Source organism: Acinetobacter sp. CIP 101966 (assembly GCF_000369725.1).
In the GTDB taxonomy this organism is placed as follows: Bacteria; Pseudomonadota; Gammaproteobacteria; order Pseudomonadales; family Moraxellaceae; genus Acinetobacter; species Acinetobacter lwoffii_Q.
The window spans coordinates 83,323-97,814 of sequence record NZ_KB850158.1 but is presented as its reverse complement, the minus strand read 5'-3'; the positions used below and the strand labels follow the sequence as shown (position 1 = coordinate 97,814).

The 14,492-nt window shown below is 45.0% G+C and carries 14 protein-coding genes and 1 pseudogene; 8 read left to right on the top strand and 7 right to left on the bottom strand.

What is annotated here, in order from left to right; genetic code table 11:
• From F891_RS00555 to murG, 3 genes are read right to left on the bottom strand one after another with little or no spacing between them, the layout of a single operon-like run.
• Entirely contained in the window at positions 1 to 930 is a 930-nt protein-coding gene (locus F891_RS00555; RefSeq protein WP_004647237.1) for a D-alanine--D-alanine ligase, read from the bottom strand.
• 57 nt (positions 931 to 987) lie between these two features.
• Complete coding sequence (gene murC / locus F891_RS00550) at positions 988 to 2,436, bottom strand: UDP-N-acetylmuramate--L-alanine ligase (protein ID WP_004647236.1); 1,449 nt, start codon at positions 2,434 to 2,436, stop codon at positions 988 to 990.
• Between the two features lie 12 nt (positions 2,437 to 2,448).
• Positions 2,449 to 3,546: an undecaprenyldiphospho-muramoylpentapeptide beta-N-acetylglucosaminyltransferase gene (murG, locus tag F891_RS00545; protein WP_004647235.1), complete on the bottom strand. Its 1,098-nt coding sequence runs from the start codon at positions 3,544 to 3,546 to the stop codon at positions 2,449 to 2,451.
• 424 nt (positions 3,547 to 3,970) lie between these two features.
• On the opposite strand from murG, the pseudogene F891_RS00540 reads away from it, so the two are divergent.
• Positions 3,971 to 5,174 (top strand): annotated as a pseudogene (locus tag F891_RS00540) (CynX/NimT family MFS transporter).
• Positions 5,175 to 5,224: 50 nt separating this feature from the next.
• Here F891_RS00540 and gshB read toward each other — a convergent pair.
• Positions 5,225 to 6,175, bottom strand: a complete 951-nt coding sequence (gshB, locus tag F891_RS00535) for a glutathione synthase (protein ID WP_004281308.1) — start codon at positions 6,173 to 6,175, stop codon at positions 5,225 to 5,227.
• 131 nt (positions 6,176 to 6,306) lie between these two features.
• Between gshB and F891_RS00530 the strand changes: the two genes are divergently transcribed.
• The 4 genes from F891_RS00530 to F891_RS00515 all read left to right on the top strand — a co-directional run bounded on the left by F891_RS00530 (position 6,307) and on the right by F891_RS00515 (position 9,793).
• On the top strand, positions 6,307 to 6,507 hold the full coding sequence (locus F891_RS00530) for a DUF3565 domain-containing protein (protein ID WP_004281307.1): 201 nt from the start codon (positions 6,307 to 6,309) through the stop codon (positions 6,505 to 6,507).
• A 124-nt stretch (positions 6,508 to 6,631) separates the two neighbouring features.
• Complete coding sequence (locus F891_RS00525; protein WP_005105349.1) at positions 6,632 to 7,054, top strand: hypothetical protein; 423 nt, start codon at positions 6,632 to 6,634, stop codon at positions 7,052 to 7,054.
• Between the two features lie 41 nt (positions 7,055 to 7,095).
• Positions 7,096 to 8,862, top strand: coding sequence for a copper resistance system multicopper oxidase (locus tag F891_RS00520; protein ID WP_004647231.1), 1,767 nt, complete (start codon positions 7,096 to 7,098; stop codon positions 8,860 to 8,862).
• Complete coding sequence (locus F891_RS00515; RefSeq protein WP_005105348.1) at positions 8,849 to 9,793, top strand: copper resistance protein B; 945 nt, start codon at positions 8,849 to 8,851, stop codon at positions 9,791 to 9,793. The genes F891_RS00520 and F891_RS00515 overlap by 14 nt, the downstream gene beginning before the upstream one ends.
• Positions 9,794 to 9,964: 171 nt before the next feature.
• Here F891_RS00515 and F891_RS00510 read toward each other — a convergent pair whose 3' ends face one another.
• Complete coding sequence (locus F891_RS00510) at positions 9,965 to 10,297, bottom strand: hypothetical protein (protein WP_005105347.1); 333 nt, start codon at positions 10,295 to 10,297, stop codon at positions 9,965 to 9,967.
• Between the two features lie 549 nt (positions 10,298 to 10,846).
• Here F891_RS00510 and F891_RS00505 point away from each other — a divergent pair.
• Entirely contained in the window at positions 10,847 to 11,056 is a 210-nt protein-coding gene (locus F891_RS00505; RefSeq protein WP_004281299.1) for a cold-shock protein, read from the top strand.
• Positions 11,057 to 11,517: 461 nt separating this feature from the next.
• Here F891_RS00505 and pyrE read toward each other — a convergent pair whose 3' ends face one another.
• Positions 11,518 to 12,168 carry an orotate phosphoribosyltransferase gene (gene pyrE, locus F891_RS00500; protein ID WP_005261544.1) on the bottom strand — a complete coding sequence of 217 codons (651 nt, stop codon included), beginning with the start codon at positions 12,166 to 12,168 and terminating at the stop codon, positions 11,518 to 11,520.
• Positions 12,169 to 12,208: 40 nt separating this feature from the next.
• On the opposite strand from pyrE, the gene F891_RS00495 reads away from it, so the two are divergent.
• Together F891_RS00495 and F891_RS00490 are read left to right on the top strand one after the other, a co-directional pair.
• Complete coding sequence (locus F891_RS00495; protein WP_005105345.1) at positions 12,209 to 13,027, top strand: exodeoxyribonuclease III; 819 nt, start codon at positions 12,209 to 12,211, stop codon at positions 13,025 to 13,027.
• 473 nt (positions 13,028 to 13,500) lie between these two features.
• A complete protein-coding gene (locus F891_RS00490; RefSeq protein ID WP_005105344.1) occupies positions 13,501 to 13,851 on the top strand; it encodes a Spx/MgsR family RNA polymerase-binding regulatory protein in 351 nt (116 codons plus the stop codon).
• Between the two features lie 72 nt (positions 13,852 to 13,923).
• Here the strand turns inward: F891_RS00490 and F891_RS00485 are convergent, their stop codons facing one another.
• Positions 13,924 to 14,361, bottom strand: coding sequence for a DUF2147 domain-containing protein (locus F891_RS00485; RefSeq protein WP_005105342.1), 438 nt, complete (start codon positions 14,359 to 14,361; stop codon positions 13,924 to 13,926).
• Positions 14,362 to 14,492 lie beyond the last annotated feature (131 nt).

Genomic DNA, 14,492 nt, shown 5'->3' with positions numbered 1-14,492 from the left:
TTAGTGTGCCGAACCAGTCAAGGTCTGTTCCAGAATCGCGACACACAGCTCATCAAAACTGTATCCGACTGCAGCTGCCGCTTTTGGCACCAGTGAGTGACTGGTCATGCCCGGTACGGTATTGACTTCAAGCAACCAGAAGTTGCCCTGTTCATCCTGCATGGCATCAATCCGGCCCCAACCACTGGCACCGACTGCTTGGAATGCGCGCAAACTCAAGGCTTTTAACTGTTGCTCTTCAGCTTCGCTTAAACCACATGGAATGCCATATTGCACATCATTACGCTGATATTTCGCTTCATAGTCATAGAAGGCAACATCTTGAGGCGGTTCAAGACGAATCACCGGCAGCGCCTGACCATTTAAAACCACAATGGTATATTCACGACCGGTAATCCATTTTTCTGCCATCACCACAGCATCATGTTCAGTTGCCTTGGTAATTGCTTCTGCAAAATCTTCAATTTTCTCAACCTTACTCATGCCGATACTGGAACCTTCATGTACCGGCTTGATAATCAAAGGCAAGCCTAAAGCATTAACAATGTCGTTCGCATCAGAGTCTTTGGTGACAATGCGATACGGTGCTGTCGGCAATTCCGAACCCTGCCAGACCTGCTTGGTCTTGACCTTGTCCATGCCGATCGCAGAACCTTGTACACCGGTACCGGTATACGGCACGTTTAACCATTCCAGTGCGCCCTGGATCTGGCCATCTTCCCCGCCACGTCCATGCAATACAATAAAAGCACGATCATAATTTACCAGTTCTGTGACACTACGCTCCTGAGGATCAAACGCTTCCGCATTGACCCCTGAACGCACTAATGCCTCAAGTACCGCCGTACCACTGTCTAGAGAAACCTCACGCTCTGCAGATTTACCACCAAGCAACACGGCAACTTTTCCGAATTTTGAAGCATTTGACACGTTTATATCCTTAAACTTTTTTCAATCTGGTCAATTCAATTCAGTCACACAAGATGACTATTTTATATATAAGTGATTTTGTGCAAGTTCGACTGAGATTGCTCCAACATTACCTGCGCCCTGGGTTAATAACAAGTCATTTGCTTGCAATACTTTTCTCATGATCTGATTCAGGTTGCCGTCCGTCGCATCAACCAGAATCGGCTCGACTTCACCACGTAAGCGAATGCTGCGGGCCAAAGTACGGCTGTCCGCCCCGACAATCGGTTTTTCACCGGCAGGATAAACATCCAGCAACAATAACTGGTCTACAGTAGAAAGCACTTCCACAAAATCATCAAAACAGTCACGGGTACGGCTATAACGGTGTGGCTGGAACATCATTACCAGACGACGGTCCGGATGACTCTGACGCGCAGCTTTAATCGTCGCTTCGACTTCTTTTGGATGATGACCATAGTCATCCACCAGTTTCACGTCACCGCCCTCAATCGCAAACTCACCCTGAACCTCAAAGCGACGACCCACACCACTGAAACCTTCCAGTGCACGGCAGATTGAAGCATCAGACACACCTTCATCGGTTGCTATACCAATCGCGGCCAAGGCATTCAGCACATTATGCAAACCTGGCTGGTTGACCGTTACACGCAATGGCTCACGCTCTTTACGCAATACGGTAAAGTGGGTTTGCATGCCATCCTGATCAACATCTACTGCGCGGATGTCATTGTCCTCATTGAAGCCATAAGTCAGTAACGGACGTGCAATCCGCGGCATGATTTCACGGATATTGGCATCATCACCACAGACTACAGCCAAGCCGTAAAATGGCAGTTTTTGCAGGAACTGGATAAAAGTATCTTTCAGGACATCGAAGCTACCGCCATAGGTATCCATATGATCGGCATCAATATTGGTTACCACAGCAGCCATCGGTTCCAGGTGCAGGAAAGAAGCATCTGACTCATCGGCTTCGGCCACGATATAGCGGCTGGCGCCCAAGGCTGCGTTCATACCGGTACGGTTCAGCAAACCACCGATCACATAGGTTGGATCCATGTTTTCTTCAGCCAGCATACAGGTGATCAGACTGGTGGTCGTGGTTTTGCCATGCGTGCCGGCAACGGCAATTCCATGACGGTAACGCATCAGTTCACCCAGCATTTCCGCACGGCGAACCACAGGAATACGGTTTTCAATCGCGGTTTTAATTTCCGGATTTTCTTTATCAATCGCGGTAGAGACCACGATCACGTTGGCGCCCTTAATATTATTTGCAGTATGTCCGATATAGACTTTAATGCCATTCGCTTCCAGCTGTGCGGTGGTATTGGATGCCTTGATATCTGAACCGGAAACTTTATAGCCCTGGTTTTTCAGCACTTCCGCAATACCACACATGCCTGCGCCACCGATCCCCACAAAATGAATGTGTTTGATACGGCGCATTTCCGGCACTTTGATTAACTTTTTCGCTTGTTCAGCTGGGGTTGTTGGAGACATAGTTTACTCGGATTACAATTCTTGAATTAAACGGACCACATGTTGAGTCGCATCGGGTTGAGCCTGTCGGCGTGCTTTCACGGCCATTTCCATTAACAGCTGGCGATTCAGCATCGGCTCTAATAATGTTGTTAAACTTTCCGGGGTCATCGTGGCCTGCGGGCAAATCTTTGCCGCATTGATATTGGCCAGGAAACCGGCATTGGCCGTCTGGTGATCATCCACTGCGCTTGGAAGCGGCACAAAAATCGCAGCCACCCCGGCAGTGGCAATTTCAGTGACGGTCAAAGCCCCGGCACGGCAAATCACCAGATCGGCATCAGAATAGGCTTTGGCCATATCCTCAATAAAAGGCTGTACTTCAACTTGTAGACTGGCCGGTGCATTTTCATAACGTGCCCGGGTCGCCTCGGCATGGTTTTGCCCACACTGATGATAGACGCTTAATCGCACATTGAGTTGCTTTAAAGCTTCCGGAACCCGTTCATTTAAGGCTTGCGCCCCCAAAGACCCACCAACGATCAGAATACGTAAGGGCAATCCTGCCTTGTCACGCTCCTGATAACGCCAGGATGGATTTAAAATTTCGCTAATTTCCTGTCGTACCGGATTACCCGTAGTCACGACTTTATCTTGGGCCGGAAAGGTATTTGGAAAAGCCTGGCACACCGTCTTTGCCACACGCGACAATTGGGTATTGGTAAAACCGGCAACTGCATTCTGTTCATGGATCAGCACCGGAATACCTAAGATACGCGCAGCCAAACCACCCGGGCCTGCCACATAACCACCAAAGCCTGCCACGGCATCGACCTGAAGCTGTTTCATGAATTTCATGGCACTTAAGGTGGCTTTCATAATTTTAAAAGGCGCCAAGGCTTTACGCACAAAACCATTGCCACGCACACCTTGAATATCGATCTGATAAATGGGAATATTCTGGTTTTTTAACAGGCGGTTTTCCATGCCTACGGGCGTGGCCAACCATGAAACCTGTATACCTTTTTGTTGTAAATCTTTGGCAACAGCTAACGCTGGAAACACATGTCCACCTGTACCTGCGGCCATCATCATGACATGTTTAGGCTGTTTTTGCTGAGCTTCGGTCACGGTTTAATTCTTCAATTCAAAAAATGGAGCAGGAAGTCTGATTTAAGTAATCAATTGTAATCACAAACCTCAGGCCATGAAAGTTTATTTACTTTATTTCAACAAGGCTTTAATTGTTTTTTTCACGCAAACTTCAAGTTTAGACTCGTTTTATTTATAAGGTCTGCACTTTTCCTTCGACTTAAGTGACATATCATATCAATTTTAAATAGTTTTCTCATTATATTATCAATAACTTTGCCACGAAGAGCGCTTTATTTACAGCGGTCTTCCGTTTTCTCCCGTTCACCTCCTCTCTTATCATTGGCCGATAATCTTAGGCTTAAATCCTATCAATTTTATAAAAGTTTCATGCTATTCATATCTATATATGAATGATGCTTGATGTACAAGCAGATGCTTTAAATGGACTCAGTTCGGATAGATGTCAAAAATCTCATGTCGTGATGTATGGATTATCTTGGCCGGTTATCTGGCTGCGATCCATGTCGGCAAACTTTCGGCCGTGATTCCTGTGTTGCAGCAGGATTTAAACCTGAGTTTTACTCAGGCTGGTTTTTCATTAGCATTGGTGCAGGCTGCCGGAACGCTGTTTGCGCTATGCATTGGCGCCTTCTCGGAAAAAATGGGATTAAAGCGCTGCCTGATCATGGCCTTAATCATTTTAGGGCTAAGCAGTCTTGCCGGGCTTTGGATTACGCAGCCTGCCACTTTATATGTATTGCGTTTTATGGAAGGAATCGGATTTTTAACCATCGCCTTGTGTGCGCCAGCCATTTTAAAACGTACCAGCCGCGCTGAAACACTGAATTTCAAGATGGGACTCTGGAGTTCCTATATGGGCATCGGTGTCAGTCTGGCCGTATTAACGATTCCTCTCCTGCTTGAATATCTGGACTGGCAAACGATCTGGGCCATTTTGGGCTGCCTGTGCCTGGTTATTGCTGGCATGATCAAACAATATTTAAATATTGAACCTGTCCTGGTAACACAGCTAGATTCTTTCCAGGCAGCTACGGAAAACACCTCATTCTGGCAGATTGTTCAAATTACCCTGACCCATCCTCCCATTATTTGTCTGGCGATTATTTTTGCCTGTTATACCAGTCAATGGATTACTGTCACGGGCTTCCTGCCTACGCTGTATGTCGAACAGGGGCTGGACTTAAAACGCGCAGGGATGCTGGTCTCGATAGTCGTGCTGGCCAATCTGGGGGGCACTTTTGGCGCAGGCATGTTGCTGCAACAGGGTTATAGACCGCACACCTTATGGAGTACCGGATTTGTAGCAATGCTCTGCAGCAGTGGTCTGGTGTTTGCTGCAAATGCCTGGCTCTCATTTGAATTGCAGGTTGTCAGTGCCTTGCTGTTTTCACTGATTGGCGGGATGATCCCAACCACTGTTTTTTGCGATTACCCTGCACTATGCACCACGTGCCTATGCAGCAGCAGCCAGTGTGGGTGTGGTTTTACAAATTTCAGCCTGCGCACAGTTTTTTATACCGACCCTGAGCGCTGCGCTGATATCTGCCACCCAATACTGGGCCAATCTTGCCATTATCACTGTCTGCCTTTCGATGCTGGGCATGGTAATGACGGCATTTTTATTTAAGCGTTACCCTAAATAAAAAGATAAAAAGAGCCTGCAAGCAGACTCTTCTTTCACCTAATGCTGCCTTTAAACCTGATTGGCCTGACCTGCTTCCAGCACAGCAAACAGATCATCCGCAATCGAAGTACCAAACTGGGCATCAATTTCACGGATACAGGTTGGACTGGTTACATTAATTTCAGTGACATAATTTCCGATCACATCCAGCCCTACAAAGACCAGACCTTTTTCTCTGAGATACGGCCCTACTTTTGCTGCAATGGCCTTATCAGTTTCAGTCAGTGGGCGCGCCTCGCCCAGACCACCCGCGGCCAGATTACCGCGCACTTCACCATTTTGCGGAATACGGGCCAGACAATACGGCACTGGCTCGCCATTAATCATCAGGATGCGTTTATCGCCTTCGACAATTTCCGGAATATAACGCTGCGCCATGATCGGCTGGGTACCATTATTGGTCAGCATTTCAATGGTTGAACCGATGTTGATGCCATCCTGATACAGGCGGAAAATCCCGGTGCCGCCCATGCCATCCAGCGGTTTTACAATCACATCGACCTGTTCTTTGAGAAATTCACGAATCAGGCTTTGCTGCGAAGTCACCAAGGTCGGAACTTGCAGATGCGGGAACTGGGTCGCGAACAGTTTTTCATTACAGTCACGCAGGCTTTGCGGCTTGTTGATAATCCATGCCCCTTCGCGCTCTGCCTGCTCCAGAATATAAGTGGTATAGACGAAGTTCATATCAAAAGGCGGATCTTTACGCATCAAGACAACGTCATAAGCAGCGATCGACTCTTTTTGTTTTTCGCCAAGTTCATAATAATGGTCGTAGTCTTCAAATACCTGTAACGGCGCGATCAGACCAAAGGCCTTGCCTTGATCGATATATAAATCTTGCTGCAATGCATAACCGAGTTCATGCCCACGACGTGCGGCTGCCCATAGCATGGCCATGGTTGAGTCTTTCTTCAGGTTTACATTTTCAATGGGATCCATCACAACAAGTACGCGCATGTGTCTCTGCTCTTTTTCAAAAAATGACTTGGCAAGGAGTATAGCTTGTGTCGATTCTTTTGTTTATGGTGATTTTGCATAACTTATTTTATATAGGTACTGAGACAGATTGAGCCCACAGGAGGTTTGCCATGCAACAGGCCATTATCGGTTTTCACTTGGATGAGGAACAGCATTGGGTTGCAGAGCTGGCCTGCGGACATGGCCAGCATGTGCGGCATACCCCGCCCTGGCAAAATCGCCCATGGGTGATGACCGAGCAAGGACGTAAAGAAAAACTCGGGATGCTGCTAGACTGTAAAAAATGCGAAAAGTGCGAAACTGAAACCTGAACCTATGAAAAAAGTAGTATGTAGGTGACCTAAAAAATAATCTTGTCCAGAATTTGCTAATTTGAGTTACTGCGTTTATGCTTTTATTGCTCAAACATGCAGCGCATTTTTTCAGGGTGTACTTTTGCTCATACGGCTCGTCAAACAGATCTGGTTGGTGATGCTTGTGGTTTTTGCCATAGGCTGGAGCAGTGTGTCTGTCGCATCTGCAAACACCATGCATCTGGTTATGCCGTCTGAAAAAACGAATCCTCATTGTCTGGAAATGACAAAACCCTCTGCTTCTCACTCGCTGCATAAGACTGATCCTCATCAAGATCAGGAACTGATTCAGCCGGACTGTGTCAGTGACAGCACCCAGCAGTCATCAGATTGTCTGGATTGTGGCACTATGGCCTGCCAGAACTTGGTCACCAGCCTGCCCATTACAACGCCCGAGTTAAGCGTGCCTGATCACGGTTATCCGGAAAAAACCCTCCTCCCTGCTTACCATGCCCAGCACCTTGTCGGTTACTGGCAAGAAATCCTGCGCCCACCCAAAGCTTGATCCTGAATTTTTAAATTTTTTTATTCATTAAGGATTAAGTTATGTTGCTTAAAATCAGTCAAAGCCTGTGTCTGGGCTTCGGTCTCATCTCGTCGTCTGCCTTGTTTGCAGCCGTAAAAGAATATCATCTGGTCATTGATGAAAGCCCGATCAATCTCACCGGAAAGACGGTCAAGCGTATCACTGTAAACGGAAAATTCCCTGCACCCTTGCTGGAATTCGAAGAAGGTGATGATGCAGTCATTCATGTACAAAACAACCTGAACAATCAGGATACCTCACTGCACTGGCATGGCCTGCTCCTGCCCGGGCTGATGGATGGTGTCCCCGGATTTAACGGTTTTCAGGGCATCAAACCGAAACAGTCTTTTACTTATCGCTTCAAGGTTCGTCAAAACGGCACCTACTGGTATCACGCACATTCCAAAGGTCAGGAACAGGATGGCCTCTATGGCGCCTTGGTGATTCGCCCCAAAGCCCAGACATCGCTACCTGCACATGAACAAACCGAGCGGGATTATGTGGTGATGCTGTCGGATTTTCACGAACAGGGCAGCCAGCAGATTCAGAACAATTTAAAAAAATCGGCCGAATATTATCAGAACCAGCGTGAAACCTTGGGCGATGTACTCCAGCAGGTGAAACGTGATGGCCTGAAGGCCACCTGGTCAGACCGCAAGATGTGGAACCAGATGCGTATGCTGAAAACCGACCTATCTGATGTTACCGGTTATACCTTTCTGGTCAATGGAAAAACGCCGCAACAAAACTGGAGTGGCCAGTTCCAGCCCAATGAAAAAGTCCGCCTGCGTTTCATCAATGCTTCTGCCATGTCGTTTTTCGATGTACGTATTCCCCAGCTGAAAATGACCGTGGTCAGTGCCGATGGACAACCGGTGCAGCCGGTCAATGTAGATGAATTCCGTATCGGAACCGCTGAAACCTATGATGTGATTGTGGAACCCACTGCAGCGCATTACCAGATTGAAGCGGAATCGATCGACCGCTCAGGCTTTGCCATTGGCAGTCTGCATCAGGCAACTGATTCAAGTAAAGCCCCGGCTCCGGTTCAATTACCAACACCGCGCCCTCGTGCCTTATTGACCATGGAAGATATGGGACATGGCGAACAACATGACATGTCACATGACACACACAGCAGTCAGACCATGCAGACTGCCACAAGTGAACATGATCAACATGCCCAGCACGACATGCATGCAAGTCATAATGCCATATCCGGAACCAATCAGCCTCATCAGCCGGTTGAGGGCTGGGCCAATATGTCTACGCCTGCAGGGCACAAAGCCTTGCAATATCAAGACCTCAAAGCCCTGACACCGCAACCTGATACCCGTGCAGCAGAACGTGAACTGGTAATTCGTCTGGGTGGAACCATGGAGCGCTACATCTGGACCATTAATGGTAAAAAATTCAGTGATGCCGAGCCACTTCAAGTGAAATATGGCGAGCGGATCCGGCTGAAATTTATCAATGACAGCATGATGGCCCATCCGATGCATTTGCATGGCATGTTTATGCAGCTGGAAAATGGTCAGTCTGCTGCAAATATGCCAAATAAACACACCGTGATTGTGCCGCCTGGGAAAACGGTGACTACCCTGCTCACGGCTGACGAACTGGGAGAATGGGCGATTCACTGCCATCTGCTCTATCACATGAGTGCCGGCATGATGAACAAGCTGATTGTGGCACAGGTTGACGAAGATCAAGTATCTCACCCTTCTTCACAAAAAATGCCGTCAAAACCAGCAGCTGCTCAAGGAGAAAGCCATGCACATCACTAATCTTTTTCTAAAGTCAGTACTCAGCAGTGCGCTTACCCTAAGCAGTCTGAGTATTTTTGCGGCAGCTTCTAGCGAGCATACGGGTCATAATGAACATCAGCATCATAGCGGGCATCATGCCATGCAAAACATGGCTGATGACCACGCACAGCATACTGAAACTGCAGATGCCACATCCTATCAACCACCAAAGTTATCACATCAACAGCAGGCGCTGAGCACACCACAAAATTCAGTCAGTTCTGCCAGCGAACATGATCATCGTAAAGAACATGGTGCACAGATTTATAGCCAGATTATTCTGGACCAGAAATGGCAGCATAGTTCAGAGGGAAATGGGGCATTCAAGTCCAAGAACCAAGTCAGAATTGGCACGGATGAAAATAAAATCTTCCTCAAGCTAGAAGCCGACAAACATGAATCGCATCAGGCCGAATATGATGCCAAAGTGCTGTATAGCCGAAATATTTCCGATTTCTGGGATGTGCAGACCGGGGTGCGCTATCGACAGGAAAATTTAGCCGAGCCTGCTACACAACAGCAGAACGAGCGCTTCGATGCAGTATTTGGGCTACATGGCCTGGCCCCCTACTTTTTCGAAACGGATGCTCATGTTTATGTCGGTGAAGATGACTTTGTCGGATTAAAACTGGAAACAGAGCGTGACCTGTTATTGACGCAGAAACTGATTATGCAGCCCTTTGTCGAACTGGATGTCATCCTGAATGATCAGGCAGCGAATGCGAAAAAAACTGGTCTTAGTCATGCAACCTTGGGTCTGGAAACACGCTATGAACTGAGCAAAAAGCTCATGCCTTATCTGGAAGTCGGTTATGAATACAGCAAAGGCAACCAACAGACAGCCTGGCAGCAAAGTTCTGATTCAGAAAAAGGCTGGATCTATGGTGCAGGTCTAAGAATGATGTTCTAAATTTTTGATACAGAAAATTATGCAGCTACGGGATGTGAAACGCCATTCATGTCCCGTAGCGCTATGGCACTATACATTTGACTGAGAAAGATTTTTTAAGCCTATGAACTGTACATGCGATGCTTTTCTGCACTTTCCCACTCATTAAGAGACTTGTTATTTTGCGAAAAACTAGTCTTCATCGCCTTGATTTCTACTATTACTTTTAGCCACCAAAGTGCCTAACATAATGATAAAGGTACTCACGCCGCCAATTAACAGGCTCATCAGCCCCATTTCCAGCATAAAATTGCTATCGCCAGTCTCAGGGGCACCCCATAGAAATTGAAGACGATCGCCAAAAACAAAATTGATTGCACATACAATCAGAAATCCAATCAAGGTGGCAATCAGTAAAGTGACCACCAAGTTCTTCCACATTTTACATCCGACGAACAGGATGATCATGGCCAGTCCAACCATGGTGATGATGGATATAAGTAACACACTGTTCCAGTAATCCATGAGACTCACTCGTATTTGGTTTTAAATTAAAATTAAGAAATTCTTATAGTTAATTTTTCCAATTGAGTTTTAATATAGGTGGATTTTTATACATGAGCAATGACGATAACTATCTTAAAGCTACAGATATTAATTTACCCAAAGTTATAAAATACACTGACTTAGTAAAATCTTGCTGAGTACTGAACGATTCTGATTAACATAAAGTAACACAAACACAACGTGTATTTCATTGTTTAGCTTCGTTAGAGCTCAAATTCAACCGATAAAGCTCAAGGCAAAACCAGCTTGAAATTTTTAAAAAAAGAAGAACTGAGCCACTTTTATAAGAAAAATAAATAATAAATATAAAAAACTTGAATATTTTCTGATTTAGGCTATGCTGTGTTTAACTAGAAAAAAGCGTTGTTTAGTTAAGCTTCTTTAAGTGCCGCAGTATTATTTATAATCCTCAGTTTTTTCAGATCTTTATTTCAATTCTTATTGTTTTTCCAAGTTATCCATAGTCATTTCTATGACTAAAATTATTAAAATTTAACAGGTTATATTATGTCTACTACAGTTACCGGTACAGTAAAATGGTTTAACGAAACTAAAGGTTTTGGTTTTATTCAACAAGAATCAGGTCCTGACGTTTTTGCTCATTTCAAAGAAATCAGCAGTTCTGGTTTCAAAACTTTGTTTGAAGGTCAACGCGTTTCTTTTAGCGTGGTTGATGGTCAAAAAGGTCCAAATGCGATCAATATCGTTGCGCTATAATTTAGCCCAGCAATAAGAAAAAGCACCTTCAGGTGCTTTTTTTAGCTCTGAAGATTCATAATTTTGGTGAAAGGTTTTCTGCTCCTCTATTTAGCTCATTAACAATGAATTTTTAAGAATCATGTTTCTGAATCACTGCTGCTCAGTGGGACTTTATAAAAGATAAAAATGAAAAACCCCTAGCATCCTGCCAGGGGCTTTCCGTATGGGTTCGCTTGGTATAACTCCTGTCGTACCTTACTTTCCTTGTATTTATCTATTGTTATTCTTGTGTGGAACCTCCTGTTCCTGTTAAAGCTATCATAGGAAATTTCCACTATTCAAAACAGCCGCAAAGTGCTGGAATTGATGTAAGCCAATGCTTACAAGAATAGACAGAGATAATAAATTTCAAATGTTTAGCAAATTGAACATCTACAAAAAAAGGAAGCTCAAGCTTCCTTTTCTATGCCAATCTAGGCTTAGATCCCGTATTTAACACGGTAATCTTCCATTTTTTCCAAAGCTTCTAGGTCGCCTTTCGCTTCCAGATAATCCATTAAATCTTTCATGGTAATTAAGGCATGTACAGGAATCTCAAGCTCTTGCTGTACTTCCTGAATCGCAGATAAATCACCCTGACCTTTTTCCTGACGATCAAGCGCCACGAGTACACCGGCAATTTGGGCACCGGCATTTTTCAGGATGGTGACAACTTCACGAATCGCTGTGCCTGCGGTAATTACGTCATCAATGATCCAGACTTTTTTACCTGCTACAGAAGCACCGACCAATACGCCACCCTCGCCATGGTCTTTGGCTTCCTTGCGGTTAAAACCCCACGGCACACTTACCCCATGATTTTGCGACAGAGCCACAGCAGTTGCTGCCACAAAAGGAATGCCTTTATATGCAGGGCCAAAAATCACTTCAACATGGTCACATTCAGTCAGTTTTTCAGCATAGCCAGAAGCCAGCAGTGTCAAGGCTTCACCATCATTCAACAGACCCGCATTAAAAAAATAGGGACTCACACGTCCCGATTTTAAAGTAAACTCACCAAATTTAAGCACACCGCGTGATAATGCGAGTTCGATAAAAGCTTGTGGGTTAAACTGAGCTGGCGTTGACATGAGGTGCTCCTAAATCCATTAATTAAGGTAAGACTTGCGCATGATACCAAAGAGTAGCTATCCAGGTGATCAAAAAATTCTTCGCGTCGTTTCAATTAATGTCAACGGCTTACGCTCATCTGTCACCAAAGGTCTATTAGAATGGATGGAACAGTCGGATGCCGACGTGATTTGCATGCAGGAAAGCCGGATCACGCATGCGCAGTGGACCGATAAATTCAAGCCTGAAGGCTGGTACACGCACCTGTTTCCTGCCGAGCGTCCGGGTTATGCCGGTACTGCCATTTATAGCCGTCTGCCTTTTGTGTCTCTGACCGATGGCTTGGGTTTTGAACTGGCCGATTCACAAGGCCGTTTTATTGCCGCTGAATTTAACTTGGGTCTAGAACAAACTGTACAGATCTGTTCCCTGTATCTGCCTTCGGGTTCATCAGGCGATGAAGCACAAGCGCGTAAAGATCACTTTCTGGAAGAATACGCAAAAATCCTGAAACAGTGGCGCGATGAAAATAAATCGGTGATTGTCTGCGGTGACTACAATATCGTGCATAAACGTATCGATATTAAAAACTGGTCGGGTAACCAGAAAGCCTCGGGCTGTTTACCGCACGAACGTGCCTGGCTAGATCATATCTACGATGAGCTTGGTTATGTCGATACTTTCCGTGAAGTCCGCAAAGAAGCCGAATTATACTCCTGGTGGTCAAACCGTGGACAGGCGCGTGCCAAGAATGTTGGTTGGCGGATTGATTATCATGCCTGCTCTCCGGACTGGAAAGAGCGTACCGTTAATGCCTGGGTCTATAAAGAACAATGGTTTAGCGACCATGCCCCCGTGATCATCGACTACAAACTATAATCTTCATTATTTAATTGAGTGAACATACGTTCACTCAATTAAGGCTTATCTCTTACATGACATGACGTATTTTTTGGGTTTATCTTAATGTAATAACATAGCATTATAGCGTTACGGCACAAGGACATGTCAGGACGATAACATAAGGACAGGACGCCGTAGGACGAAAATAAAACAGACTATAGATTTAGCTTGTTTTGCATGGATGTGACATTGGACGTTGGATTGAGACCCGCATGATCAGGATGATTAAATGCGGGTTTTCTATTTCTATTATTCCCAAATTTTTATTTTTCTTATTATTTAGATTGTTCTTTTTCTTGCTGCTTATGTTAAAGCTGCTTGATGTCATTTTGATGACATGACTTTTCTGGTATTTAAAATTTTTTCTTTTTTTTCATTTGCTTTTGCATGGTTTGCTGCTGCCAATTTGGTTAAGCTAGTTCATGATTTAAATTTTTTAGATGGCAGCTATGTTAAAAATTTACGGAATTAAAAATTGTAGTTCGATGAAAAAAGCCTTTGATCTGCTGACGGAGCAAGGTCTGAGTTATGAATTTCATGATTATAAAAAACAGGGCATCGATGCTGAAACCGTCAAAACCTGGCTGGATGCCTTGGGTCAGGACGTGGTTCTGAACAAGAAAGGCACTACCTGGCGTAAACTCAGTGAAGAAGAGCAACAGGCCACCCTGTCAAGTGAAAATGCCTTAATTAATGCATTAACCACCCATACCAGTTTAATCAAACGTCCAATCTTGGCAACCTCTACAGGATTTATTGCCGGTTTTGATGAAACAGCTTATCGTAGCTTAGCCCACTAATATCTTGTATTGAATAACACTCATAAAAAAGCCTGACATTGGTCAGGCTTTTGTATATCTGCTTAAAATAAATTAGTTGGCACGAATCCAAGTCTGGTTACGACCCAATGCCGCTACACCGATGAAACCACGTAGCTCAAGTTTCTTGCCACCGTCTGCCAGCTGGCCTTTCAACTTATAGGTTTTACCGGATTGCGGATCCAGGATCGAACCGCTGTCATAGCTAGTCCCGCCAGCATTTTTTAGACCTTTAACAATGGTCAGGCCTTTCAGAGATTTGTTGTGATATGGACCTTCACATTTCTTGCAGGCATTTTCTTCACCTGGAGTTAACACAGACTGAATACTGGCTGACAAAGTGCCGTTCTTTTGTTCAGTGAATTTAACCATGGCCTTAGGCTGCTTGGTTTTATCATCAATGGTTTTCCATACCGTGCCATTTAAAGGATCCGCGGCATTCGCCAATGCAGATAAGCCTAGTAGTCCTAACGTAAGCGCTATTTTTTTCATTTTTCTTCATTTCCTTAGTCTGAAAATAGACCCATGTAGTATTAAAAAGTCACAACAATTTTTCAATTTTTAGGTGTGACTATTTAGTGTAACCTTGTAAATATGGTTGGTAAATAATCTATACGATCAAT

Excerpts from the sequence above, each read along its gene's own strand:
- F891_RS00495 (WP_005105345.1), top strand. The coding sequence starts at position 12,209 with ATGATACCAAAGAGTAGCTATCCAGGTGATCAAAAAATTCTTCGCGTC.
- F891_RS00515 (WP_005105348.1), top strand. The coding sequence starts at position 8,849 with ATGCACATCACTAATCTTTTTCTAAAGTCAGTACTCAGCAGTGCGCTT.
- F891_RS00520 (WP_004647231.1), top strand. The coding sequence starts at position 7,096 with ATGTTGCTTAAAATCAGTCAAAGCCTGTGTCTGGGCTTCGGTCTCATC.
- pyrE (WP_005261544.1), bottom strand. The coding sequence starts at position 12,168 with ATGTCAACGCCAGCTCAGTTTAACCCACAAGCTTTTATCGAACTCGCA.
- F891_RS00530 (WP_004281307.1), top strand. The coding sequence starts at position 6,307 with ATGCAACAGGCCATTATCGGTTTTCACTTGGATGAGGAACAGCATTGG.
- F891_RS00485 (WP_005105342.1), bottom strand. The coding sequence starts at position 14,361 with ATGAAAAAAATAGCGCTTACGTTAGGACTACTAGGCTTATCTGCATTG.
- gshB (WP_004281308.1), bottom strand. The coding sequence starts at position 6,175 with ATGCGCGTACTTGTTGTGATGGATCCCATTGAAAATGTAAACCTGAAG.
- F891_RS00505 (WP_004281299.1), top strand. The coding sequence starts at position 10,847 with ATGTCTACTACAGTTACCGGTACAGTAAAATGGTTTAACGAAACTAAA.
- murC (WP_004647236.1), bottom strand. The coding sequence starts at position 2,436 with ATGTCTCCAACAACCCCAGCTGAACAAGCGAAAAAGTTAATCAAAGTG.
- F891_RS00510 (WP_005105347.1), bottom strand. The coding sequence starts at position 10,297 with ATGGATTACTGGAACAGTGTGTTACTTATATCCATCATCACCATGGTT.
- F891_RS00490 (WP_005105344.1), top strand. The coding sequence starts at position 13,501 with ATGTTAAAAATTTACGGAATTAAAAATTGTAGTTCGATGAAAAAAGCC.